The sequence below is a fragment of the Amycolatopsis sp. NPDC043885 genome, assembly GCF_056435685.1.
This window is the reverse complement of the sequence record NZ_JBWKEA010000001.1, coordinates 451,248-473,450: the sequence shown is the minus strand read 5'-3', so window position 1 is coordinate 473,450 and position 22,203 is coordinate 451,248. Positions and strand designations below refer to the sequence as shown.

Genomic DNA, 22,203 nt, shown 5'->3' with positions numbered 1-22,203 from the left:
CGCGAGGAACACCGGGACCTCCCGGGCCTCCGGCCGGGCCGCCCGGTCTGCCGGGCCTTGGCGGCGGCCCCGGCGGACGACCAGGAGGTTGCGACCCCGGAGGGCCGGGCGGACGTGGAGGAGTGGTGACGGACATCCGCGCTTTCTCTTCCCCTCGTGCTTGCTGCGTACCCGGAAAGCCGGTCCCGAGGAACTTGACACTAGCTGGAGTTGGTAGAAACCCCACACCAGACGGTCCCCGTACGGCTATCCTGCGGAACCGTACCGCGACGGGGAGGACTGTAGGTCGAGAATGCCATCAACACCGACTACTAAGTCTCAAGTTCAGGCTTATCAGTTCGTTCTGCGACGGATGCAATCCGCGCTGGTCCGTCGCGACGCCGTCATGCTCCACGACCCGATGCGCACGCACACGCGGGCCACCATCGTGGGTGTCGTGCTCGCCGCGCTGGGCGTCCTGGTCTTCGTCATCTGGGGCCTGCTGAGCCCGAAGCCGTCCGTGCCGGAGGCGGGCAACATCGTCATCGGCGAGCAGTCCGGAACGGTTTACGTCGTCGCCGGGAACCCGAAGAAACTGATTCCGACCTTCAACCTCGCCTCCGCGCGGCTGCTGATCATCGCGCAGTCGAAGCAAGGGGCGCAGCAGGCGGGCGCCAAGCCTTCCGGCCCCGCGCAGGCCTCCGAAGTGAAGAATCCCACAGTCGTCTCGGACGAACAGCTGAAGAACATCCCCCGCGGCCAGCTCATGGGTATTCCGAACGGCCCGCAGTTGATGCCGACGGAAACCCAGCGGGTCTCCCCGGACTGGGGTGTGTGCGACGAGGTCATGTACGACCCGTCGGTGCCCCAGCCGGACCTCACGAAGACGGAGACGACCGTCTACGCGGGTGTGAAGCAGCTCGGAAGCCGTGAACTCGGCCAGAACGAAGCCTTGCTGGTCAAGGGCGCCAACGGCCGCGAGTACCTGGTCTACCGGCAGAAGCCCGACCCGAACGTCCGGAACGCGAACGCCGTCAAGGCCGAGATCAAGCCTGACGCCGACGCCGTCCGTTCCGCGCTGAAGCTGCCCAATCAGCCCCGTGGTATCTCGCAGGGCCTGCTGGACGCGATCCCCGAGGTGCCGGAGCTGAAGCTCCCCGACGTCCCTGGCAAGGGTGAGCGCCCGAACTACGAGATCGAAGGCATGCGGGTCGGCGACGTGTTCTCCACGGAGCAGGCCGAAGGGCGGAAGGACTTCCACCTCATCACGAGGGAAGGCATCCAGGCCATCTCGCCCGCCGTCGCGGACATCGTCCAGACCGGAAAGAACGACGGCAGCACCTCGGTCAAGTCCGTGCCGCTGGGCGCGATCCGCAACCTCACGCGGGTTTCCCAGGTCGTCGAGCTCGACGCGTACCCCCAGACCGTGCCGACGGTGCTCAACGCGACCCAGGGCTCCCGGGTCTCCTGCCTGAGCTGGTCCATCACCGGCGAGGGCGCTTCACGGGACGCGCACACGGCCGTGTTCGTCGACGACAAGCTGCCCAAGGGCAGGAACGCCGACGGGTCCGCCCCCGGCGTCAAGATCGGTACTCCCGGCCCGGTCGGCGCGCCGATCAACAGCTTCTACATGGAGCCGGGTTTCGCGGCGGTCGTCCAGTCGGCGACCGGCAAGGAGACCTTCGACAAGGGGCCGATCCAGCTGATCTCCGATCGCGGGATCCGGTACGGCGTCCCCGACGCCGTCACGGCGGATTCGATCGGGCTCAACAAGCGGGTGCCCGCGCCCGAGTCCATCGTCAGAATCCTGCCCACCGGCGCTTCGCTGAACACGCAGGACGTGCTCAGGACGTTCGACACGGTGCCGATCGACGACAGGGCCGGTTCGGTCGCCACGCAGTCGCAGCAGGCTCCGGCGGGTAACTGATCACGGGAACCCCCCGGACGGCGCGAGCGTCTCAACGCCCGAGCGGAATCGGGTGAGTGGAGGGTGCAGTGGCCGGCCTGAAGATCGACGGCGATGTCGTCGGTGACTACGCGAAAAGGGTGGACGCGGCCGCCGGAGAGCTCGACCTGGCGGCCGTGGAGGTGACGGGTGCGGGCGTCACCGTCGAGTCACACGGCACGCTGGGCGAGGAACTGGGCCTTGGCGCGTCCTACGGGCGTGCGACCGAGGCCATCCGGCGTCAGCTGGTGGAAGGCGCGGCCGCACTGAGGTCGGCGTCCGAGGCCCTGCACACGGTGACCGCGCGGCACGCCGGGCACGACGACGAGGCCGCGCAGACGATCAAGCGCGCAGTGGAGCTCTGAACCGCATGATCGCCGAATCGGAGAACCCGACGGATTCCATCCCGCACCCGATGGCGGCCGCACGCCCTGCCGCTCCCGAGGCGCCCCCGATCGCGTTTAGCCCGCTAAACGCGACGGGGTCGGGCGGCGAGGAGCTGATCGAGGCCGCGGCACCGCATCTCGCCTTCGTCTCGGAGCTGTCCGGGCATCTGGGGCTGATCGATCCGGTCGAGGCCTACCTGACGCCGCTGGCGGGGCGCTGGGAGGACTTGAAGAACGAGGCGGACCTGCTCCGGAAAGCGGCGAAGACCGCGGGCAACGTCTCGAAAGAACTGTCGGAGGACCTCGGACGTCTCGACGCCGGGTGGTCCGGCAAGGACGCTGACGCCTTCGTCGCGTACATCGTGGACATCAACGCCGCAGGCTCCGACGTCGAAGACGCCCTCACCACGCTGGCGAGCTCGCTCGACGAACTGGTGCTGTCGATCCGCCGCATCCTGACCGACCTCGTCGAGGTCCTGGTCGACACGGCGGAACTGACCTCCGAGACCGCGATGCTGCCGGTCGGCGGCGTCCGGCGGGCGCGGACCCAGCTGGAGGAGGCGCAGGAGTCGGCCAAGGCGCTCTACGAAGCCGCACGCAATGTCCTCGAAGGCTTCGTGCGGTTTTGCGACGGCGTCGACGATCCTGACGCCGGCTCGCGGAGCATTTCGATCGCGCACCGGTACCCGCAGGACGAATTCAAGCTTCACGACGATTCCGAGGCGCAGGGTGCGCCGGTGCCTGAGAAGGCTTCCGCTGAGGTGGATTCCGGCGCGGCGGCTGAAGAGCAGTCGACGTCGCCGTCCGCGGCCGACGGCAGGCAGACCGGGTCGCAGGAGCCGCTGATCGAGCAGGGGCAGGCACTGGTCCCGGAGGTCGCGCCCGTTCAGGCCGCTCCGGTTCATGGGCAGGGGGTCGCCGGGGCCGGATCGGCGATGATGCCGATGGGGATGGCGCCGATGATGGGGATGGGCGGCATGGGCGGAGGCCAGACGGCTCACCAGTCCAAGACGCGGCCCGCCTCGAAGCCGTCCGATGTGGTCGGTGAGCCCGGCCAGGTCGTCCCGCCCGTGATCGGTGAGGACGAGAAGCCGGCGAAGCCCGCTCCGAAACCCAAGCCCGCCCAGTAGGCAGAGCGACTTTCGCGGGCTAACTGCGATTTGGGTGGTCGGGATCGCGATTAGCCCGCGAAACGCAGGTCCTACGGGGTCTTGCGGCCTGGGGTGGTGGTCGGCCGGTTGCGGCGGACCGAGTGCACGACGAACAGCGTGACGAGCAGCGCAACCAGACCCCCGCCGGTTCCGGCGAGCGCGACGATCATCGGGGCCGGGTCGCGGTCGTTCGCGGGCGGCAGGTTCGCGGGCAGCTGGACCGGCTTGGCCTTGTCCGCCTCCGCCGGCACGATCGCCGTAAGCGCCGCGATCGGGTCGATGACGCCGAAGCCGACGAAGTTGTCCCGCCCGCCCGGAGCCGCAGGGTGCTGCGCCGTCGCCATGATCCGGTTCATCACTTCACGCGCTGTCAGCTCCGGGAACTTCTGGCGCACGAGCGCGGCCACGCCGGCGACGTACGGGGCGGCGAAGCTGGTCCCCTGGATGGGGCCGGGGTCCTTGCCACCCTCGATGGTCAGGTTGGCCAGGCTGCTGGACCCCTCCGCGGGGTCCAGCGAGATGATCTTGGTGCCCGGCGCGGCGACACTGACCCACGGCCCGTGGACGCTGAACTCCGCGACACCGCCGGTCTCGTCGATCGCCGCGACCGACAACACGTCTTCGGAGAACCAAGGCGGAGTGACGATCGTCTTGGGGGCCTTGGGATCCGGTTGATCGTTCTGCGGGCACTTGTCGCCGACGTTGCCCGCTGCCGCGACGACGACCACATTGCGATTGACGGCGTAGTTCACCGCCGCCTGAAGCTCCTGCTCGCCCTTGGTGATGCTGCCGCTGGCCGCGCGGCAGTTGTCGACCGACATGTTGATGACATTGGAACCCTGATCGACGGCCCGGACCACCGCTTGCGCGAGCGTGGTCAGCGTGCCGGCGGTCTTGCCCTGTTCCTGTTGCCGTCCACCCTTGTCCTGGCCCGGTGAGGTTCCGCCGACAGCACCGTTCCCCTGGGAGGACGGCGGTAGCTGCGAACCCGGATTGTTCGACGAAGGCGGCGGAGCAGAATTGGACGCGGGTGGCGGCTCGGCCTTCTTCTCCGCTTCCTCGTAGTTCTGGCTGGACTGGCGGATCGACAGGATCGTGGCGTCCGGCGCGACCCCGCGGAAGCCGATGCTCGGGTCGGGCGGGTTCGCGGCGATGATCCCCGCCACCTCGGTGCCGTGGCCGTCACAGTCTTCGAGTCCCGGTGCCTTGCCACCGCCGGGAGTCGCGACGTAGTCGCCACCCGACTCGACACGGCCCCCGAAGTACGGGTGCGCGGAGACACCGGTGTCGATCACGGCGACCTTGATGCCGCCGCCGACCGACTTCTCGGCGCCGCGCATCAGCTGGTGGACCTTTTCGATCTGCAGGTACTCCTGGCCCCAAGGCCGGTTCTTGATGTCGACCTGGTCGCCGCCGAGCTTGCTGCGCTGGACGCACTCGGTCTTCTTCTCGTAAGTCTTGTCCGGCTTGCCCGAGTCGACCGGCTTCTTGGACGTGTCCACCGGAGGCGGGGTCGCGTAGTAGCCGCCGGCGTCCGGCGCGACGCTGCTTTGCTGCGCCCACGCGGGAAGAGCCACCGACGCCGGCGAGAGAACACCGATACCGGCCGCCAGCAGCACCGTTCCGGTACGTCCGGCGAGGCCGAGGTGGCGGACGCGCGTCCCCCTGGACTTCCGCGCTACGGCCATCAGAACATCATCCGATCGGGTCGTCACTTGAAGTTGAGGTGGCGCAGCGTCGTGTAGAGATCCATGACGCCGAGCGCCAGCGGGAGCACCGTCGCGATGAAGACGGCCTCGAAGATCTCCACCGTCCGCCGCAGCGGTGGCGAGAAGCGCTGGTTCGGGAAGATCACGCCGACCACGAGCGCGCCCGCGCCGATCAGCAGCAGCGCGCCGAACACGAAAAGGACGCGGTTCAGCGGGCTCGCCGACCACATCCAGCCGAGCAGAATGCCCGCGCCGGACACCATGCCGGTGGTCAGCAGGGCGATGGCCTGCGCGCCGTTCGCGTACGCCCGCGCCCTGAGGAGCAGGACCAGCGTGGCGATCACACCGAGGATCGGCCCGAAGACCGTCGGCGAAGTCGAGGCGATGATCGCGAACAACGCCGTGGCCGCGCCGCAGCCGGTCAGCAGACCGGTCATGTACTCGTGGGCGACCGCGGTGCGGCGTTCGATGGCGCGGTAGTCCGGGAAGCCCGAGTCTTCCTTGAGCTCTTCGGCGCTGCCGGGAACGTGCGGCGTCGGAAGGGCGGCGAGCTTGATCGTCGCGCGCGGCAGGATCGAGATGCAGGCCAGCGAGAACGCGGTGGCGCCGGCGGCGATCCCGGCGATCGGGGTGTCGATGAGCGTCGCGGCCAGGAACGTCAGCGCCGAGATCGTGGCCGTCGTCGCGGCCGCGATGAAGGTGGTGATCCCGTGTCCGATGACGAGAATGCAGACCGCCGCCACGATGATCACCAGAGTGCTCGCGAGCAGCAGGTTCGCCCACAGGGACAGCCCCGGCACGATGTAGAACCCGCTGACGAAAGCCAGCGGCAGACCGCCCGCGGCGGCGATCAGGACGCCGGTCGCCTCGGCCTGGTACGCCTTGGCCAGTGTCGCGCCGATCGCGACGCACGCGATCGCGCCGACACCGCCGGCGATCGCGGCGGCGAGCGCGTTACCGCCGTAGAAAGAGCCACTGGTGAAGAGCGCGAGGGCCGCGAAGAACAGCGCGAGGCCGCCCGCGATGTGCCCGAAGCGGCGTGCCGTCTCCTTGGTCCACGGACGGAAGCTGTCCGGAGACGACTCCGCGATCGCGTCGACGACGTCGTCGTAGAGCGGAGGCGGCGGGTTCTCGTTGCGCTTGCGCAGCTGCAGCAGCTCGCCGTCGACCACACCGAGGGACGCGAGGGTCCGGCTCGGGTCTAGCGGTGCGTCGCCCAGCTTCGCCAGCGCCCAGCCGCCGTGGCGGGCGCCGCCGTCCGGCGTCGCCTCCTTCGCCATCTCCAACAGCATGGGCAGCAGGTCCGCCACCGCGACGTCAGCCGGCAAAGCCACGTCGATCCGGGTGCGTGGCGCGACCACCGTCACCCTGCTGAATACCGTCGTGCCCGTTGCCACTGCCTTCCCCCTGCCCTGAGAGTCTGCTCCCGGGGGAACCTATACCGAACCCGGGTGCCCACATCATCGACTGTCGGAAAAAGACCGGCAAAAGTAGGAGAGGCGACCTCCGAGCCCCTCAGATCAGCTGCCGGCGCGTCGACTTTAGCCCCCTAATCGTGACGCGCCAGAGCCCTGGGCACTTGAGCGGGCCCCGACCGCCAGATCGCGATTAGGGGGCTAAACGCACGTCGGGCCTCTGGGCCGCCGGATCGCAGTTAGGCCGCTAAACGCATGTCGGCGGAGCCGGAGCCCTACACTCCCGACATGCGTACGGCCCCGGCCGGGGCCGTTCTCGGCGTTGTCCGGATTTCACCGGCCACGTTCGATAGGTTGTCTCGCGCACCAGTACGCGCACCAACGGTGGCCGCCATCGTCGAGTTTGAAGAGGGGTCCTTCGATGAGCACGCTGCAGTTCAAGAAGTCACCGCGTCTGGCGGCGCCGCGGCCGCCGGGCGGCGAGGTGCATCTCGAACCGCCGCCTGAGGTGCCGCGCACCATCCCGGGCAACATCGTCATGAAGCTGCTTCCCGCGGTGATGATCGTCGCCTCCATCGGGATGATGATCTTCATGTTCACCACCGGTGGACGTAATCCCATGATGATGATGATGGGCGGCATGATGGTGCTCAGCACCGTCGGCATGATGGCCGGCGGCGCGGGCAAGGGCGGCGGCGCCAAAAAGGCCGAGATGGACGAGGACCGCAAGGACTACCTGCGCTACCTCGGCCAGATGCGCGACAGGGCCCGCGAGGCCATGGTCGACCAGCGCGCCGCTCTCGAATGGGTCCACCCCGACCCGCAGACCATGTGGTCGCTGGCCGCGAGCCGCCGCATGTGGGAACGCCGCCAGAACGACCAGGACTTCCTCCACCTCCGCGTCGGCCGCAGCTCGCACCGCCTCGCGACGCGGCTGGTGCCGCCGCAGACCGGCCCGGTCGACGAGCTGGAGCCGATCGCCACGCTCGCCCTGCGCCGGTTCGTCCGCGCGCACTCGATCGTCCCGGACCTGCCGACCCAGATCACCCTCCGCGGGTTCGCCGCGGTCAGTATGCAGGGCGACCGCGGTCTGACCCGCGGCCTCACCCGCGCGATGCTGGCCCAGCTGGTCACCTTCCACAGCCCCGACGACGTCCTCATCGCGGTCGCCACGGCGGGCCGTGCCAAGGAGGAATGGGAGTGGGCGAAGTGGCTGCCGCACGCCCAGCACCCGGCGCTCGCCGACGGTATCGGCCAGCTGCGGATGATGGCGGGCTCCCTCGCGCAGATCGAGCAGTGGCTCGACGAGGAACTCCGTGACCGCCAGCGGTTCTCCCGCAACGCGACGCCCGCCCCGGACCAGCCGCACGTCGTCATCATCGTCGACGACGCCGAGGTCACCCGCGAGGAGCAGATCATCCTCGAAGAGGGTCTGGTCGGCGTCACCCTGATCGACCTTTCCGACTCCATCGGCAACCTCGCGGCCCGTCGTGGTCTGCGGCTGGTCGTCGAGGAAGACCGCCTCGGCGCGCGCAGCGCCGGCGGCGTCGAATGGTTCGGCCGTCCGGACACGCTCAGCGTGGTCGAGGCCGAAGCGCTGGCCCGGCTCCTCGCCCCGTACCGCGTCGGCACCGCCGCGCAGGACGCCGCCGAGGAAGAGCCGCTGCTGTCCAACCCCGGTCTTCTGGAGCTGCTGGGCATCCCCGGCGACCCGATGACCTTCGACGTCCAGCAGGCCTGGCGGCCGCGTCCGGTGCGAGACCGCTACCGCGTCCCGTTCGGCGTCGGCGAGTACGGCCAGCCGGTCGAGCTGGACATCAAGGAAGCCGCGATGGAGGGCATGGGCCCGCACGGCCTGTGCATCGGGGCGACCGGTTCCGGTAAGTCGGAGTTCCTCCGCACCCTGGTGCTGGGCATGCTCGCCACGCACTCGTCGAGCACGCTGAACTTCGTCCTCGTCGACTTCAAGGGTGGTGCGACGTTCCTCGGCCTGGACGCCGCCCCGCACGTCTCCGCGGTCATCACCAACCTCGCGGACGAGGTCACGCTGGTCGACCGGATGAAGGACGCGCTGGCGGGCGAGATGAACAGGCGCCAGGAGGCGCTGAAGAACGGCGGTAACTTCAAGAACGTCTGGGAGTACGAGAAGGCCCGCGAGAACGGCGCCGACCTCGACCCGCTGCCCGCGCTCTTCATCGTCTGTGACGAGTTCTCCGAGCTGCTGGCCGCCAAGCCGGACTTCATCGATCTGTTCGTCGCCATCGGCCGTCTGGGCCGGTCGCTGCAGATGCACATGCTCCTCGCGTCGCAGCGGCTGGAAGAGGGCAAGCTGCGCGGTCTCGACTCGCACCTTTCCTACCGCATCGGTCTGAAGACCTTCTCCGCCGCGGAATCCCGTGCCGCGATCGGCGTGCCCGACGCGTTCGAGCTGCCGTCCGTGCCCGGTGGCGGTTACCTCAAGTACGACACCTCGACGCTGGTGCGGTTCAAGGCCTCGTACGTCTCGGGTCCGTACCGGCCCGCGGGCATCAAGGCCGCCGGCCCGGTCGCGACCGTGGTCCGCGCGGACAAGCGCCCGCAGCTGTTCGTCCCGGACTTCGTCGAACTGCCGAAGGAACCGGAGCCGCAGCAGATCGAGGCCGCGCCGGTGGAAGAGGCCAAGTCGGAGGAGGCCGTCGAGCCCAGTGAGCTCGACGTGATCGTGTCCCGGCTGATCGGCCAGGGCCCGCCCGCGCACGAGGTCTGGCTGCCGCCGCTCAAGGAGCCGAACTCGCTCGACACCCTGCTGCCGAACCTGAACCCCACCGACGACCGCGGTCTTTCCCCGGTCGGGTTCTTCGGCAACGGACGGCTCCAGGTGCCGATGGGTATCGTCGACCGCCCGTACGAGCAGCGTCGTGACCTGCTGTGGGCCGACTTCTCCGGTGGCGCCGGGCACGGTGTGATCGTCGGCGGTCCGCAGTCGGGCAAGTCGACCATGCTCCGGACGCTGATCATGTCGATGGCGCTGACCCACACCCCCGAGGAAGCGCAGTTCTACGCGCTCGACCTCGGTGGCGGTACGTTGGCCGGTCTCCAGGGCCTGCCGCACGTCGGTGGCGTGGCCGTCGCCCGGCGCGAGCCGGACAAGGCCCGCCGGATCGTGGCCGAGCTGACCACCCTGCTCACCGAGCGGGAAGGCCGGTTCGGTGCGATGGGCATCGACTCGATGAACGAGTTCCGCAACCGCAAACGGCGGGGCGAGATCAAGCCCGAGGAAGACGCCTTCGGTGACGCCTTCCTGATCGTCGACAACTGGAAGGCGCTGCGGGACGACTTCGACGAGCTGGAGACCTCGATCACCAAGCTCGCCACCCAGGGTCTTTCCTACGGTGTGCACGTCATCATCGCGGCGAACCGGTGGGCGGACATCCGCCCGGCGATCAAGGACATGATCGGTACCCGGTTCGAGCTCCGCCTCGGTGACCCGAGCGAGTCGGACATCGACCGCCGGGTCGCGGTGAACGTCCCGGCCGGACGCCCCGGCCGTGGTCTCACCAGGGACAAGCTCCACCTGCTGACCGGTCTTCCGCGTATCGACGGATCGAGCAACCCGGACGACGTCGCCGCCGGCGTCGCCGACGCGGTCGCGAAGATCAAGGCCGCGTGGAAGGGCCGCCCGGCGCCGCAGGTCCGCCTGCTGCCCGAGATGGTCACCTACGACGAGGTCCTCAGCATCGACACCAAGCGCAACACGAAGCTGGTGCCGATCGGCGTCAACGAGGAAGACCTCCAGCCGATCTACCTCGACTTCGCGGCCGATTCGCACTTCTACGCGTTCGCGGACGGCGAGTCGGGCAAGACGAACCTGCTGCGCCAGATCACCAGGGGCATCACCGAGCGGTACACGACGCAGGAAGCGGTCATCATCCTCGTCGACTACCGGCGCACGATGCTCGGCTTCATCGGCGGGGACCAGCTGCTCGGCTACGCGGTGTCCGCCGCGCAGCTGGAGAGCATGGTCAAGGACGTGCACGGGTCGATGACCCGGCGCCTCCCCGGTCCGGACGTCACGCAGGAACAGCTCAAGACCCGGTCCTGGTGGACCGGTCCCGAGCTGTTCGTCATCGTCGACGACTACGACCTGGTCGCCACGCAGACGAGTAACCCGCTGAAGCCGCTCGCCGAATTCCTCGCGCAGGCGAAGGACGTCGGTCTGCACATCGTCGTCGTGCGCCGCAGTGGTGGCGCGAGCCGGGCGATGTTCGACCCGATCCTCGGCAAGCTCAGGGAGATCGCGGCGCCCGGTATGGTCATGAACGGCTCGCGGGACGAGGGCAACCTGGTCGCCAACGTGAAGCCGAGCCAGATGCCGCCTGGCCGAGGCAACCTCGTGACCCGGAAGCACGGCAAGCAGCTCATGCAGGTCTCGTGGATCCAGCCGGACTGACCTCCCGCGGAACCAGGTGAGGCAAGGGCCGGGCGTGGGGTGACGACGACGATCTGCGGGAGTGGCTTGTGACAGTGCGGGTAGCGGTGGACTTCGGGACATCGAGCACCTGCGTAGTCGCTTCGATCAACGGCCGCGAGCCGCAGGTCGTCGTGGTGGACGGGCAGCCCTTGATGTCGTCGGCGGTCTACGCCGCGCCGGACGGGACGCTGTTCGTCGGCCAGGAGGCGGAGCGGCAGGCGGCGGTGGATCCGTCGCGCTACGAGCCGAACCCGAAGCGCCGGATCGACGAAGGCGACCTGCTGCTGGGCGACAACGTCCTGCGCGTGACCGACGTCGTCCACGCCGTGCTGAAGCGCGCGGTGACCGAGGCGCGCCGGCTCGCCGGCGACGCCGAGGTCGAGCTGCTCGTCCTGACCCATCCCGCCGATTGGGGCGCGACCCGCACCCGGCTGCTCCGGCAGGCGGCGGGCGGGCTCGCGCGTCAGGTCGCGCTCGTGCCGGAGCCGGTCGCCGCGGCGGTCTATCACGCGGCGACGTTCGCCCCTGCCGACCTCAATTCCGAGCGCACCGTCGAGTTCAGCGGCCGTCCCGGCGACGCGCTGGCGGTACTCGACCTCGGCGGTGGCACCGTCGACGTCTCCGTGGTGCAGCGCATGCCCGGCAGCCCTGCGGATCGCAGTTTGCCCGCTAAACGCGCCGGGTTCCAGGTGCTGGCCACCCGGGGTGACCCGAGCTTCGGGGGAGCGGATGTCGATCAGGCGCTCCTGGAGCACGTGGGTTCGCTGGTGTCGTCGGCCGATCCGCCGGAATGGCGGAAGCTCGTCGAGGGCCGCGAGCTCACGGACAGACGGCGGCGGCGCGTCCTGCGGCAGGACGTGCGCGGCGCGAAGGAGACGCTTTCCCGGCACGCGTACACCGACGTCCCCATGCCACCGCCGTTCGCCGACGCCCACGTGACCCGGGAAGACCTCGAGCGGCTCATCGCGGGCCCGCTCGGCCGCGCGGTCGAGCTGACCGTGGCCGCGATCGGCGATTCCGGGCTGCGGCCGAAGCAGCTGACGGCGATCTTCCTCGTCGGCGGGTCGAGCCGGATCCCGATGGTGTCCCGGCTGGTGCACGAGCGGACCGGTGTCGTACCGACGACCCTGGACCAGCCGGAGACCGTGGTCGCCCGCGGTGCCCTGCGTGCGGTGCTGATCGACCCGGACCGGACGGGTTCGCTCGCGGGCTCCGCGGTCTCCCGTGCCGGGGGCGGCCCCGCGCCCGTCCCCACCGACCGGCGTCCCGACGCCCCGCGGCCCCCGTTCCCGCCCGGCCCACCCCCGCAGAGCGCGTTTAGCCCGCTAAACGCGACGCGGCAGGGGCCGCCGTCGCCTCCGATGGGACAGCAGGGGATAGCGGCACCCCCGCCGCCGTGGCGGCCGGGTGAGCCCGCCCGGGAGCCCAAGGCCACCGAGGGCGGCGGGAAGAACAAGAAGCTGCCCTGGATCATCGCCGGGGCCGTGGTGGCCGTCGCGGCGGTCGTCGGAGGCATCCTCTTCGCGGTCAACAGCGGGGAGGCCGAGCCGGAGGGCCGCACGCTCGCCCAGTACGACTACCGCTTCATCGCGCCGCCGGACTGGACACAGACCGACGACCGTGTCGCCAAGCGTCAGGTGGTGATCCACCCCAGCGAATCCCTCACGGGCGACGACCTCGTGGTCGCCCAGGAGAACGTGATGGACTACGACGCGACGGCCGACAGACAGAAGCTCGTCGACGAACTCGCCGCGCTGGCGCGGCGAGAGCCGGACAAGTACAGCGGCTTCAACGGCGCCGCGCAGTACGCCGGGAAGACCGTCATCTACTACCGCGAGACCAAGCCGAGCGCGCGCGTCGACTGGTACGTCGTCGTGCAGGGAAAGACTCGCGTCCACATCGGGTGCCAGTACGGCACCGGCTCGCCACTCGAACAACGCGTGAGCGCGGCCTGCGAGCAGGTCGTCAAGACGATGGTGGTCATCAACTGAAGGGGGAGGCACATGCCACCCGAACCCGAGACCGCCGCCGAACACTTCGCGCGTACAGGGCGCGACGCGGTCACTTATGCGCGGCAGGTCGCCCGCATGGCCAAGGCGCGCTACGAACGCCGCCGGGGTGAGAACGCCGAACTGGCGAAGCAATTCGGCAAGGGACGGCTCGCGGGCGGCGAGACCGCGCCGACTCCCGCCGTCGTCCGGAACGCGGCGAAACGGTTCCGTGTGGGCGCCGGTCTTCCGGTCCCCGCTTTGCCCTCGGCGGCGGACTTGGTTCCCCTTCGGCCAGAACCGGCGCCCAGACGGCCACGTGTGGGTGACGACGACGAGGACTTTTCGCAGTCGCGAATCATGAGCCGTGGCGATTGAACGGCCTGTGTGCATTCGCTAAATCGCATGGTGAAGGCCATTTTCCCCGCGCGAAACGCAGCGTGCGCGCCGAGTTCCCGCGTCCGGTTCCCGCCGGGAGCGTTAACGCAAGCAACTACTTGAAACCAACGAGCGACAAGAGGGAACCAGACGTGGCAGTGTCTCCGTCGTAGGTCCGTACCGAACGAACTTCACCAAGTACGGATAACCACGAACGAAGGGGGTAGCTCCCATGGCTGGCGGTTTTCAGGGGAATGTCGAGCAGTTCACCCAGGCTGAGAAGCGGGTGACCGAGGTTCGCGTTTCGATGGACCAGAACCTGAGCAAGCTTCGCGACAACATCGAGGCCACCCGCGCCGGCTGGACCGGCGACGCCTCGATCGCGTTCAACAACGTGATGAAGCGCTTCGACGAGGCGGGCCGTGGGCTCAACCAGGCCCTCCAGAACATCGGTGACCTGCTCGAGCAGGCCGGCTCGAAGTACAACGCTTCCGAGCAGCAGCAGCAGGAACTCATCAACTCGGTCAACAAGGGCTTCGGCGTCCTCGGCTGATCTGGCTCCACCCCGCAAAATCCAAGACTTTTCTTAATCACTGGAGGAATTCATGGGCGAGATGAAGGTCGATTACGCCACGATCCACGCGGCGGCCGACGACTGCAAGAACACCGGCGGCGAGCTGGAGTCCCTCTTCGGACAGCTGAAGAGCGACCTCGCTCCGCTGGTCAACACCTGGCAGGGTGACGCGCAGACCGCGTACATCGCCGCGCAGACCGAGTGGGACAACAAGTTCGAGGAGCTCAAGCAGCTGCTCGCGCAGGTCGCCGGCGTGCTGCCGCAGCTGGCCGACGGTTACCAGGCCACGGAACAGGGCGTCACCGGCCTGTTCTGAGTCTTCCGGCTCCGAACGAGCAACGGCGGGCAGGCATCTTCGGATGCCGAGCCCGCCGTTTCGTTCGTGTCAAAGGAAAAGCCGCGACGGGGACCGTCGCGGCTTTTCTTGTCCGGCAGCGGGATCAGTGCGGCGAGCCGACCTCGAATTCCGGGGTGGTGTTCAGCACCCGGACGGTGACTTTCTTCTGCTGCCCCGAAAGATCGATCGAGCAGTCGAACGTGGTGCCGTTCTCCACCGGCTGGCCGGAAGGACAGGACACGTTCTTCACGTCCGGCTCCCCGTAGTGCTCGTTGAGCACCCGGACGACACCGTCCTGGACCGACTTCTGGTCGAGCGTGTCACCCGCGAACGCGCCGAGCAGCCAAGCGCCGACGCCACCCGCGATCACGACGGCCGCCGCGATCCCGCCGATCAGCAAGGTCTTCTTGGAAGCCTTGGGCTTCTTCGCCGGCTCTGCCCCGAAAGCGCCGAGCCCGCCGTACTGAGAAGACTGTGTCTGCTGGGCGGGCTGGAACCCTCCGCCGTACTGTCCCTGCGGAACCTGTTGCGGTGCCTGCCAATCCTGCTGCTGCGGCGCTGGCTGCTGCTGCGGTTGCTGCCACGCCGTCCCCGGTGTGGGAGTGCCGCTTTGCTGCCATGGCCCGGAAAAGGAGCCGGTGACGCCGGGCTGCTGCTGCCACTGTCCCGTGTAGGAACCGGTGGTCGCCGCGTTCGGGTCGTTCTGCTGCCACTGCCCGGCATGCGGTCCGGTGGCCTGGCCTTCCTGCTGCCAGCCCTGCTGCTGGTTCGCGGGATTCGCGGGCGGCTGCCACCACTGCTGCGGCTGCTGTTCGGGGGGCTGGCTCATCGGTGGTCACCTCGGGACTTCGGGAACTTCACGGCGTCGGGACGGAAGGGGGCCATGCCTCAGACGCCCTTCAACTCGCTGAAGCGGCGGTTGAAGTCGTCCTTGGCCGCCTTGTCCGGCAGCACGGTGATCTGCGAGGCGTCGGGCAGCCGTGGCAGGTCCTGCGCACTCGCCTTGCCGGTAAAGCGGAAGTCGTAGCGCAGCTCGATCTTGTGCCCGCCGCCCTCGATCTTGGCGTCCATGACGATCTGGTTCAGCGTCCCGTCCGAGTTGAGGGAGACGGTGGTGCGTACCGGCGCCTTCTTCATCTCGGCCGTGACCGCCCCGCTGATCGACGGCGGCAGGATCTCCACCCGCCGTTCCATGAACTTCCCGAACGGGATGTCGGCGGTCAGCTCGATCCGGTTCTCCGGAAGGCTTTTGGCGCCCTTCACGATCTTCTTGTCCGCGTTGTAGGACACGGCGATCGCGTCGGCCATCTTGCAGGCGGTGATGATCCCGACCCAGGCGCACGGGATCGCCAGCCCGGCCTCCGACTTCGGCATCGAGACCCACGGTGTCGGGGCGAGGCTCTTGTAGACGGGGCCGAGGTACACGTACTCGACGGTCCCGTCGGCGGGCGTGTACCAGTCGATGCTGTCGTCCGGGTTCTTCTGCGAGCGCTGACGGCTGACCCGGCCTTCCGGCGAACCGGTGCGGGCCGAGGAGATCGTGCTGCGGATGTACTTCTCGTCGAACCGGAAGTAGGCGCCCGACTCGCTGGTGACGTCGCGCTGCTGGCCGATGGTGTCCTGGAGCTTGTTCATCGCCGTCTCGAACTTCGTGCCGACGTAGGACGCCGCGTCGTCACCCTTCGGCACGGCGGTGCCCGCCCGCCCCTGGCCGCAGGCGGTCGTGAGCGCCAGCACGGCGCTCAGCACGCACAAGATGGTCGTTGGACGTTTGTTCATCGCCGTTCCCCTGATCGAGTCCCCCGCGCGCGGTGCGCGTCCGGATCGTCTCATCCTCTCCCGCGAAGGACGATGCCGTGGGCGGTTCCGCCACACCGGCGAGGTACAGTTGCGGGGCGCCCGCCGGGCGCCGGTCCTAGTATGGGACCCCGGACCGACCCCCGCTTCGCAGTAGGGTCGGGCGTGGGGGTATCTTCATATGTCGTTGTGCGCTGCGGCGCGTAAGCGCTAGGCCCGCACAGAACCCACACGCAATGTTGACGACGAGGTAGACCCTTGCCCACGTACAGCCCCAAGCCCGGCGACGTCACTCGTGCCTGGCACGTGATCGACGCCGAGGATGTCGTGCTCGGCCGGCTCGCGACCGAGGTCGCCACGCTGCTGCGCGGCAAGCACAAGCCGACCTACGCCCCGCACGTGGACACCGGTGACTTCGTCATCATCGTCAACGCCGAGAAGGTGGCGCTCACCGGTAACAAGCGCGAGCAGAAGTTCGCGTACCGGCACAGCGGTTACCCCGGTGGTCTGCGTAAGCGCTCCTTCGGCGAACTGCTCGACACCAAGCCCGAGCACCTGCTCGAGAAGGTCGTCAAGGGCATGCTCCCGAAGAACAAGCTCGGCCGCGCCCAGGCGAAGAAGCTCAAGGTCTACGCCGGTGCCGAGCACCCGCACGCCGCGCAGCAGCCGCAGGCGCGCGAGATCACCAAGATCGCGCAGGTCGCGCAGTGAGTGAGGAACAGTCTGTGACCAGCACCGAGACCGAGGCCGTCGAGGCTGTCGCGACCACGGAGACCGCTCCGGTCGGCGACGCCGTCGCGACCAGCGAGACCCCAGCCGCCCCGCGCCCGTCGCGTGCCGCCGGTGGCAACGCCCAGACCGTCGGCCGTCGCAAGGAAGCCGTCGTCCGGGTGCGCGTCGTTCCCGGTACCGGTGAGTTCAAGCTCAACGGCCGCACGCTCGAAGAGTACTTCCCGAACAAGGTGCACCAGCAGCTCATCCGTGAGCCGCTGGTGACGGTCGACAAGCCCGACTCGTTCGACATCTTCGCCAACCTGCACGGTGGCGGGATCTCGGGCCAGGCCGGCGCGCTCCGTCTCGCGATCGCCCGTGCGCTCGTCGAGGTCGACGCCGACGACCGCCCGGCCCTGAAGAAGGCCGGCTTCCTGACCCGTGACGCTCGCGCCACGGAGCGGAAGAAGTACGGCCTCAAGAAGGCCCGTAAGGCTCCGCAGTACAGCAAGCGCTGATCGCGCCTCTGGCGCAACCCGCGGAAGCGCCCATCCGTCTCTCGGATGGGCGCTTCCGTGTTTCCGGGGTCCCTCGGTCCCCGCTCGCCCCCAGTCCCACAAGTCACATCCGCCCCATGCGCCCCACCCGTGTCACGTTTAGCCCGCTAAAGTCGCGCGCGTCGCGTTTAGCCCGCTAAAGGCGAGACGGGGGTGCGGGTGGGCAGGCAGGGGGACTGGCTAGGTTGTCGTGGTGGTTTTTCAAGGAGGTCGACAGATGGCTCGTCTATTCGGTACCGACGGCGTACGTGGCCTCGCCAACGAGGAGCTGACCCCGGAGCTGGCGCTCTCGCTCGCCGCCAGCGCCGCCCGCGTCCTGGCCGCCCACGACCGTTCGCACCGCCCGGTCGCGGTCGTCGGCCGTGACCCGCGCGCCAGTGGCGAGATGCTCGAGGCCGCCGTCGTGGCGGGCCTCACGTCCGCGGGTGCCGACGTGCTCCGTCTCGGCGTCCTCCCGACGCCCGCCGTCGCGTACCTGGTCGGCGCGCTCGAAGCGGATCTCGGCGTGATGATCTCCGCCTCCCACAACCCCATGCCCGACAACGGCATCAAGCTCTTCGCGGCGGGTGGCCACAAACTGCCCGACGGAATCGAGGACGAGATCGAAGCCGGTCTCGCCGCTCCCGTCACCCGCCCGACCGGCATCGGCGTCGGCCGGGTGAAGGACGTCCCCGACGCGGGTGACCGCTACATCCAGCACCTGCTGTCGGCCACCCCGCACCCGCTCGCGGGCCTGCGCGTCGTCGTCGACTGCGCGAACGGCGCGTCCTCCTTCGCCGCTCCCGAGGTGTACCGCAAGGCCGGTGCCGAGGTCATCGCGATCCACGCCGACCCGGACGGCGTGAACATCAACGAGCACTGTGGGTCGAATCACCCGGAAGCGTTGCGTGCCGCCGTCGTCGAGCACGGCGCCGACCTCGGGATCGCGCACGACGGTGACGCCGACCGCTGTGTCGCGGTCGACGCCTCGGGCGAACTCGTCGACGGCGACCAGATCATGGCCGTCCTCGCGCTCGCCCTCGCCGAGACCGGCGAGCTGACCAAGAACACCCTGGTCGCCACCGTGATGAGCAACCTCGGCCTGCACCTGGCGATGCGCGCGCACGACATCAACCTCGTCACCACCGCCGTCGGCGACCGCTACGTCCTCGAGGAGCTCCGCGCGAGCGGGTTCGCGCTCGGCGGCGAGCAGTCGGGCCACGTCGTCCTTCCCGCCTACGCGACCACCGGCGACGGCCTCCTCACCGCGCTGTGTGTGATGAGCCGCATGGCGTCGACCGGCAAATCGCTCGCCGAGCTCGCCGCGGTCATGAACCGCCTGCCGCAGGTGCTGGTGAACGTCCCGGTGGCGGACAAGGCGGCGGTCGCCGTCTCGGCCGCGGTCCGCGACGCTGTCGGCGCCGTCGAGGCCGAACTCGGCGAAGAAGGCCGTGTCCTGCTGCGCCCGTCGGGCACCGAGCAACTGGTCCGCGTCATGGTCGAGGCCCCCGCGCACGACACCGCACAGGCGGCCGCCGACCGGCTCGCCGGAGTCGTCTCCTCCGCCTCGTAACCCCTCTCACGATCTCTCCAAGTCGCTGCGCTGGGGTTACCGGCCCGGTACATTCCGTGTGCGGATACCTAGGGGAGGGTGACGGTGGCCGGTCAAGGGCACAAGGTCGATCCAGCGCAGCTGAACGAGGCAGCCAAGGTCCTGCAGGACCTGCCCAAGCAGGCTTGCGAAGGGCCGATCGGAGCGGTCGAGCAGATCAACCTGAGCGCCGCGAGTTTCGGCCCGGCGCACGGGGATTGCTTCAGCGGGTACTCCGCGAGCATCCAGCGCCTGGCGAAGTGCGCGCGCAGCTATCTCGCGGCTTCGGACGAGTTCGGCCGCAAACTCGCGGCGTCCAAGGACCTCTACCAGTCCAATGAGGACTCCAACGCCGCCGAGATGAGGAAGCACTGATGCCTCTCGCGGACGTCGGTGGCGACACCGGACACGACATTCCCAGCCGGGCCGAAGTGGAGAAGATCCTCAACGACCCGAACATCGATCGCGACACCAAACGCGAGCTCGCCCTCAACTACATCGACTACATCGAGGACGAGACGCCGGAAAGCTGCGGGTTCGCCAGCGAAGCCGAGCGGAACGGCTTCCGGGACTACATCAAATCGATGAACGGTGACTGGATCACCGAGGGCGACCTCAACTTCAATGACGGTTCCCTGGAAGAGGTCCAGGCGGCTTACAAGACCGCGCACGAGAAGTACGACGCGAACCAGGCCGCGGGGCGACAGGGTGATCGCGACGGCCTGAACCGGGACGCGGCGAAGACCCAGGAGATCGCCGGACGCGCCACCGAGACCGACCCGGGCTGCGCCAATTCGAACGACATCATGGTCCCCGGCCTGTCGGGCTTCAAGGTCTACGAGGTCTTCCATCCGCTCTACGTCCGCGCCGTGAGCCTGTCCAAGGCCGGTGGCGCTGTCGTGGCGATCGAGACCCTGCGAACGGCTTACCACGAGCAGGACAACATCCCGTTCAACCTCTTCAAGGCGAGCGCGGATGAGCTGACCGCGGTCAGCACGGCCATCGCCGGTTCGGCGCAGGACGTCTCCGGAAAGCTGGGTAATTCGCTCGGCACCTGGGAAGGCGCCGCGGCCGAGCAGGCAAGGGCCTACCAGAAGGCCTATTCGGACAAGACCGGTCTGGTCGCCGAGGCGTTCAAAGCCGCGGGTGACGGGCTTCTGCGGACCAACGCCTCGGTGGGCAAGTTCTGCCGCGAGAAGGTCGAGTGGCTGCAGAAGTGGTACACCGACAACATCGACGGTGCCACGGCGCAGGACATCGAGCGGATCATCCGCATCGCCGACGGTTCGTGCAGCCAGAACGACATCATCCACTGCATCAAATTCCTGAGCATCGAAGCCAAGGACGCGTTCAACGACGACGCCGGCGACATCGACCAGAGCACCATCGACGAGGTCCTCAAACCTCAAGCGGTGGAATGGCTCGGAAAGGTCTTCGTCGGCTGGTTCGGCAAGCACATCGAGAACTTCCAGCTGGTGTGCAAGAACACGCGTGACGCGATCAACGGCGCGTGGAAGGCGTACTTCGATTCGCTGGGCCAGGTGGTCGAGAATCCGTTCGCGGATCTGGGCAAGACCCCGGAAACGGGCGGCGAGAAACCGGTCGAAAAACCTGTCGAGAAGGGCGGTGGCGGCCCGCCCGCCAGCGGTGGCGGTGGCCCGTCGTCCGGTGCTGGTGGCGGCGCTGGGCACATGACGCCGAGCAACACCGTACTCCCGGAACCGGAAAAGCCCGAAGTTCCGGGCCAGGAGAAGAACCCGGTCACGGACAAGCCGCTCGACATCGATCCGGCCACGGGCGAGCCGTATCCGATCGACCCCCGTACGGGTGAGGCGATCAAGACCGGCACCGACGGCGCGCGGCCTGAAACGGTGACGGTCGAACAGGGCGACCGCAAGATCTCCATGGCCGAGCCCGGTGTCGACGGGAAGATGGGCATCTCCGTCCAGGACGGCACCGGCCAGGCCAAGGACTACGACCTCGACTTCGGTGACGGCAAGGCCACGTCGGACGCGGCGGGCGGCCCCGCGCACCGGGACGGGGCCGAGCAGCCTGCCTCGCGTCCACCGGCGACTCCGGGCCCCGATGGCAAGATCCATATCGAAGACGGCGGCCTGAAGATCACCGCGGAACGGCCGAACGGTCCCGACGGGCCGACGCTGGTGACCGTTGACGACGGTTCGGGACAGCCGTCGAAATACACCTTGGGCGAGGACGAATCCGCGGGTGGCCGTCACGCGAGCCCGGACGCCACGCCGCAGGCGGCCGGAAGACACGCCGCGGCGCAGCCTGTCGAAGAGGCGGCTGTTCGCTCGCACGACGGCACGTCCGGTGGGGCCGGCGGCGGAGCACCCGTGCCTGGTCAGCAGGCCGAACCGGTGGCGGCGGCAGGGGACGGCGATTCCGAATCGACGACGGCCCAGTCGCTGAGCGACCCGTTCGAGGGCGGGGACAACGGTCTCGGTGACACGTCGGATCCGGCCGGAACCGGCGGCGGCGCGGCCGCTCCCTCGACGTCGTCCGGGCTCGGTTCCGCTCCGGGAGGGGGCACCCAGGATCCGGCCGCGGCCGGTGCGGGGATGATGGGTGGCATGGGCATGATGGGCGGCGCGGCCGGAGGCGGGCAAGGGGCCGGTGAAGACCAGCAGCGCACGTCCAGCGGATACCGGGTCGACGGCGGCCTGTTCGACACCGCGACGACGACGGGCAGCCGGATCAGCGGTTCGCTCGACGACGACGGCGTCATCGGCTTCCGCTAGGGGAGGGGTCAGTGAATCCTGAGGAGGATCTCGCCAGACTCCGGCACAAGCTGGCCGGGCTGGAGCGCGAGAACGGCGACCGGATGTACCTGGTCGACAACCGGGTGACCAAGGCGATCGAGGACAGCCGGACCGCGGGCGACCAGCTCAAGCAGGAGACCGGCGCGGCACTTGCGGCCCGAAGCGAGCAGAAGCGGCGCACGGCGGCCGCGGGTGGCTGGGCGACCGAGTCGACGCTCAGCGAGAAGGTCGAGGACGACGGCGACTTCGGGTTCGAGGAGGACGAGACCGAGAACGAGCGCCGCGCCGGGTATCGGACGGCCGAGGAGCCGCCGATCGCGTACCGGCCGCCTGCTCCGGCCGTTCCCGCGCCGCCGCAGCCCCCGCCACCTCCAGCGCCTGTGGCGGAGGAGCGTCCGGCCGGGCGGCACCGGCGGGCGGCCGCCGCGCGGGGCGACGACGACGACTTCGCCAACACCGACTGGCTGGCGACCTGA

At 68.9% G+C, this 22,203-nt stretch carries 18 protein-coding genes; 14 read left to right on the top strand and 4 right to left on the bottom strand.

From position 1 onward, the window contains the following. The first annotated feature begins 292 nt into the window (after window positions 1–292). The 3 genes from eccB (at window position 293) to AC069I_RS02345 (ending at window position 3,440) form a co-directional block, all read left to right on the top strand. Complete coding sequence (gene eccB / locus AC069I_RS02355; protein ID WP_478264692.1) at window positions 293–1,906, top strand: type VII secretion protein EccB; 1,614 nt, start codon at window positions 293–295, stop codon at window positions 1,904–1,906. A 68-nt stretch (window positions 1,907–1,974) separates the two neighbouring features. Next, window positions 1,975–2,289 carry a hypothetical protein gene (locus tag AC069I_RS02350; RefSeq protein WP_478264691.1) on the top strand — a complete coding sequence of 105 codons (315 nt, stop codon included), beginning with the start codon at window positions 1,975–1,977 and terminating at the stop codon, window positions 2,287–2,289. A 5-nt stretch (window positions 2,290–2,294) separates the two neighbouring features. Then, window positions 2,295–3,440 carry a WXG100 family type VII secretion target gene (locus AC069I_RS02345; protein ID WP_478264690.1) on the top strand — a complete coding sequence of 382 codons (1,146 nt, stop codon included), beginning with the start codon at window positions 2,295–2,297 and terminating at the stop codon, window positions 3,438–3,440. Window positions 3,441–3,511: 71 nt separating this feature from the next. Here AC069I_RS02345 and mycP read toward each other — a convergent pair whose 3' ends face one another. Continuing rightward, window positions 3,512–5,149, bottom strand: a complete 1,638-nt coding sequence (gene mycP / locus AC069I_RS02340; protein ID WP_478264689.1) for a type VII secretion-associated serine protease mycosin — start codon at window positions 5,147–5,149, stop codon at window positions 3,512–3,514. Between the two features lie 23 nt (window positions 5,150–5,172). Further along, window positions 5,173–6,537, bottom strand: coding sequence for a type VII secretion integral membrane protein EccD (gene eccD, locus AC069I_RS02335; RefSeq protein WP_340688809.1), 1,365 nt, complete (start codon window positions 6,535–6,537; stop codon window positions 5,173–5,175). 469 nt (window positions 6,538–7,006) lie between these two features. On the opposite strand from eccD, the gene eccCa reads away from it, so the two are divergent. The 5 genes from eccCa to AC069I_RS02310 all read left to right on the top strand — a co-directional run bounded on the left by eccCa (window position 7,007) and on the right by AC069I_RS02310 (window position 14,291). Beyond that, on the top strand, window positions 7,007–11,014 hold the full coding sequence (gene eccCa, locus AC069I_RS02330) for a type VII secretion protein EccCa (RefSeq protein ID WP_478224978.1): 4,008 nt from the start codon (window positions 7,007–7,009) through the stop codon (window positions 11,012–11,014). 68 nt (window positions 11,015–11,082) lie between these two features. Continuing rightward, complete coding sequence (locus AC069I_RS02325; RefSeq protein WP_478224979.1) at window positions 11,083–13,026, top strand: type VII secretion-associated protein; 1,944 nt, start codon at window positions 11,083–11,085, stop codon at window positions 13,024–13,026. A 12-nt stretch (window positions 13,027–13,038) separates the two neighbouring features. Next, window positions 13,039–13,401: a hypothetical protein gene (locus tag AC069I_RS02320; RefSeq protein WP_478224980.1), complete on the top strand. Its 363-nt coding sequence runs from the start codon at window positions 13,039–13,041 to the stop codon at window positions 13,399–13,401. A gap of 232 nt (window positions 13,402–13,633) precedes the next feature. Beyond that, window positions 13,634–13,954, top strand: a complete 321-nt coding sequence (locus tag AC069I_RS02315) for a WXG100 family type VII secretion target (RefSeq protein ID WP_091597926.1) — start codon at window positions 13,634–13,636, stop codon at window positions 13,952–13,954. Between the two features lie 52 nt (window positions 13,955–14,006). Continuing rightward, window positions 14,007–14,291 (top strand): WXG100 family type VII secretion target, encoded by a 285-nt coding sequence (locus tag AC069I_RS02310; RefSeq protein ID WP_219146111.1) that lies wholly within the window; start codon window positions 14,007–14,009, stop codon window positions 14,289–14,291. 124 nt (window positions 14,292–14,415) lie between these two features. On the opposite strand, the gene AC069I_RS02305 is transcribed toward AC069I_RS02310, so the two are convergent. Both AC069I_RS02305 and AC069I_RS02300 read right to left on the bottom strand, forming a co-directional pair. Further along, window positions 14,416–15,141 (bottom strand): DUF4333 domain-containing protein, encoded by a 726-nt coding sequence (locus tag AC069I_RS02305; protein WP_478264688.1) that lies wholly within the window; start codon window positions 15,139–15,141, stop codon window positions 14,416–14,418. Window positions 15,142–15,200: 59 nt separating this feature from the next. Then, complete coding sequence (locus AC069I_RS02300) at window positions 15,201–16,091, bottom strand: hypothetical protein (protein ID WP_465428999.1); 891 nt, start codon at window positions 16,089–16,091, stop codon at window positions 15,201–15,203. A 276-nt stretch (window positions 16,092–16,367) separates the two neighbouring features. On the opposite strand from AC069I_RS02300, the gene rplM reads away from it, so the two are divergent. The 6 genes from rplM to AC069I_RS02270 all read left to right on the top strand — a co-directional run bounded on the left by rplM (window position 16,368) and on the right by AC069I_RS02270 (window position 22,203). Then, window positions 16,368–16,820, top strand: a complete 453-nt coding sequence (gene rplM / locus AC069I_RS02295; protein WP_005166833.1) for a 50S ribosomal protein L13 — start codon at window positions 16,368–16,370, stop codon at window positions 16,818–16,820. A 14-nt stretch (window positions 16,821–16,834) separates the two neighbouring features. Continuing rightward, entirely contained in the window at window positions 16,835–17,338 is a 504-nt protein-coding gene (gene rpsI, locus AC069I_RS02290) for a 30S ribosomal protein S9 (protein ID WP_034304312.1), read from the top strand. A 256-nt stretch (window positions 17,339–17,594) separates the two neighbouring features. Continuing rightward, window positions 17,595–18,929: a phosphoglucosamine mutase gene (gene glmM, locus AC069I_RS02285; RefSeq protein ID WP_478264687.1), complete on the top strand. Its 1,335-nt coding sequence runs from the start codon at window positions 17,595–17,597 to the stop codon at window positions 18,927–18,929. Between the two features lie 78 nt (window positions 18,930–19,007). Then, the gene (locus AC069I_RS02280; RefSeq protein WP_233621676.1) at window positions 19,008–19,322 is read left to right on the top strand and encodes a type VII secretion target; all 315 of its coding nucleotides are present in this window, start codon (window positions 19,008–19,010) and stop codon (window positions 19,320–19,322) included. Next, entirely contained in the window at window positions 19,322–21,706 is a 2,385-nt protein-coding gene (locus AC069I_RS02275) for a hypothetical protein (RefSeq protein ID WP_478264686.1), read from the top strand. Before AC069I_RS02280 ends, AC069I_RS02275 begins: the two co-directional genes overlap by 1 nt. Window positions 21,707–21,717: 11 nt before the next feature. After that, the gene (locus AC069I_RS02270) at window positions 21,718–22,203 is read left to right on the top strand and encodes a hypothetical protein (RefSeq protein ID WP_478264685.1); all 486 of its coding nucleotides are present in this window, start codon (window positions 21,718–21,720) and stop codon (window positions 22,201–22,203) included.